This is a genomic window from Mesorhizobium sp. M8A.F.Ca.ET.021.01.1.1, assembly GCF_003998025.1.
Classification (GTDB): domain Bacteria; phylum Pseudomonadota; class Alphaproteobacteria; order Rhizobiales; family Rhizobiaceae; genus Mesorhizobium.
Genome location: NZ_RZSJ01000765.1, coordinates 1 through 2,335, shown reverse-complemented (window position 1 = coordinate 2,335; position 2,335 = coordinate 1). Strand labels below are relative to the sequence as shown.

General features: G+C 62.9%; 4 protein-coding genes. 2 read left to right on the top strand and 2 right to left on the bottom strand.

What is annotated here, in order from left to right; all coding sequences use genetic code 11:
* Nucleotides 1-355, bottom strand: a 355-nt coding sequence (locus EOA36_RS33520) for a TetR/AcrR family transcriptional regulator (RefSeq protein WP_145969461.1), incomplete at its 3' end; no start/stop codon positions are given.
* A gap of 176 nt (nucleotides 356-531) precedes the next feature.
* Here EOA36_RS33520 and EOA36_RS37545 point away from each other — a divergent pair.
* Nucleotides 532-630, top strand: a complete 99-nt coding sequence (locus tag EOA36_RS37545) for a putative RiPP precursor (RefSeq protein ID WP_189343773.1) — start codon at nucleotides 532-534, stop codon at nucleotides 628-630.
* A 42-nt stretch (nucleotides 631-672) separates the two neighbouring features.
* Here the strand turns inward: EOA36_RS37545 and EOA36_RS33515 are convergent, their stop codons facing one another.
* Nucleotides 673-1,635, bottom strand: a complete 963-nt coding sequence (locus tag EOA36_RS33515; protein ID WP_127281018.1) for a LysR family transcriptional regulator — start codon at nucleotides 1,633-1,635, stop codon at nucleotides 673-675.
* 109 nt (nucleotides 1,636-1,744) lie between these two features.
* Here EOA36_RS33515 and EOA36_RS33510 point away from each other — a divergent pair.
* Nucleotides 1,745-2,335: FMN-dependent NADH-azoreductase (locus tag EOA36_RS33510; protein WP_145969460.1), on the top strand; the 591-nt coding region annotated here is incomplete at its 3' end.

Genomic DNA, 2,335 nt, shown 5'->3' with positions numbered 1-2,335 from the left:
CTTCGCCTTGGCGCGCCGCGTCCGAACCAAGCGCCACGATCGGACAACCGTCGCTCTTCTCTTCGCGATGCCCTGTTGAAAGGTAGAGCCCGATAAGGGCTTCAAGGGGGTCGGGGCTTCCGGCAGCAACAGCCGACCATCTGCGGGTCGCGTGTTCCATCGCTCGCCGCGATGCCTGCGCTGCCAGATCCTCCTTGGAGTCGAACTGCTTGTAAAAGGCGCCTTGGGTCAGCCCGGCACCCTTCATCAGATCCTTCAGCCCGATACCGTCAAAGCCGTGCTCTCGAAAAAGCCGGCTCGCCGCGTTGATGACCGCGTCGCGATTTGCTTCCGCCTGTGTGCGACTGACTCGCATCTCGACTCCCAATTTAGATTTCGTTCGACATCTATAACAAGGATAGAGTTTGAACGCAATCTAATTTGAATCCCTCCCTCCGCGGCAGAGGATGGAATGGCGACGCAACCGGAACGCTCGTATCTCGTTATGTCAGGGCTCAACTCATCCCTCGAGGCTTACATTGGGACCGACAGATGAAAAAGACCTATGAAAAACCGACGCTACGCAGACGTGGGAGATTGACGGCCCGCACGGCGCAGATCGTGGTTTCCGGGGTGACGGTGATCCGGTGATGTCCGCGGCGGGACCTAGAAGTTCGGCTGCGAGTTGCCAGGTCAGATACCGGAACCAGAAGCGCCATGGGTCTCCGGCTCGTCCTCGGGCACCTCGCCGGGCTCGAATTCGTTGAAGCAGCCGAGCCCGCGCTTGAAGCGGTCGATCAGCCACGTGGCCGCCGGCTTCGGGCTGCGGTCGTTGCGGTGCATGGCAAACAAGGGCGAGCTCGTTTCCTTGTAGGGTTCGAGATCAAGTTCCACCAGGCGGCCACTGGCCAGATCGTCGGCGATCAGCCAGCGCGGCAGCCCGCCCCAACCCAGCCCCTCGCGCATCAATATGTGCTTGGTGCGCATGTCGGTCAGTCGCCAGGTGCGATAGGCGAAGACGCCGTAATCGCGTCCCTTGGTGCGCTCGGACTGGTCAATGACGACGAGCTGCGTGTGCTCGCGCACATCCTCGAGCGCCACCGGCTTCGGCAGCAGCGCCAGTGGATGGTTGGGTGCGGCCGCCGGCACCAGGGACATGAAGCCGATGCGCACGAGGTGCACGTCGACATCGCCCAGCAAGCCGCCAATGCCGAGATCCGCCTGGCCGCTGACGACGAGATCGGGAATGAGGCCGAGCGTGCCGATATGCAGGCGCAGCGTCACGGTCGGGAACTGCTTCTCGAACGCCTTCAGCACCCGCACCAGCACGGGTGAAGGCAATGCCACGTCGACCGCCAGCGCCACCTCGGCCTCCAGCCCATGATGGTGGCCGTCGGCGCGTGAGCGGATGCGCTGCAGCACGCTCACCATGCGCCGCGCGTCTTCCAGCATGGCCCGGCCGATCTCGGTCAGTTGCGGCTCGCGCGTGCCCTCGCGCTCGAACAGCTTCAGCCCAAGCTGCGCCTCGAGATTGGCGATGCCGTAGCTGATGACGGATTGCGCCCGGTTGAGCTTGCGGCCTGCGGCCGAGAAACTGCCGGTGTCGGCAACGGCGACAAGGATCTGGAGCTGGTCGAGGGTCGGGTTCGGCTGCATTTATCCTATCCATTCGATAGATGGATCATATAGAAAATATACCAGTTTATCTGATGGATCGATAGCCCCATATGGAGCGGGACAATTCATTCCACTGGAGAGACCCGCTATGTCCATTCTTCTTGTTACCTCGAGCCCGCGCGGCGCTGCCTCGCACTCGACCCGCATCGCCACCGAATTCGCCCAGAAGCTTCTGGCCGCCGACCCGTCGAACACGCTGGTCGTGCGCGATCTCGTCGCCAACCCGCTGCCGCATATCGATACCGATTATGCGACCGGCATCTACACCCCGGTTGAAGCGCGCACCCCGCGCCAGGCCGAAGTGGTGGGCGTTTCCGACGTCGTGCTCGACGAGTTGTTCGCCGCCGACACGGTGATCCTCGCCACCGGCTTCATCAACTTCAACATCTCCTCGACGCTGAAGTCCTGGGTCGACCACATTGCCCGCTCCGGCCGGAGCTTTGCCTATGGCGAGAACGGCCCCAAGGGCCTCGTCACCGGCAAGAAGGTCTATATCGTGCTGGCTTCGGGCGGCATCTATTCCGAGGGCGCGGCCGTGCAGTTCGATCACGCCATTCCCTATCTGCGCGGCGTGCTCGGCTTCCTCGGCATGACCGATGTCGATGTCATCCGCATCGAAGGCGTCGGCATGGGGCCCGACGCGGTCACCGCGGCGCTCGCCAAGGCGACCGCCAAGGTC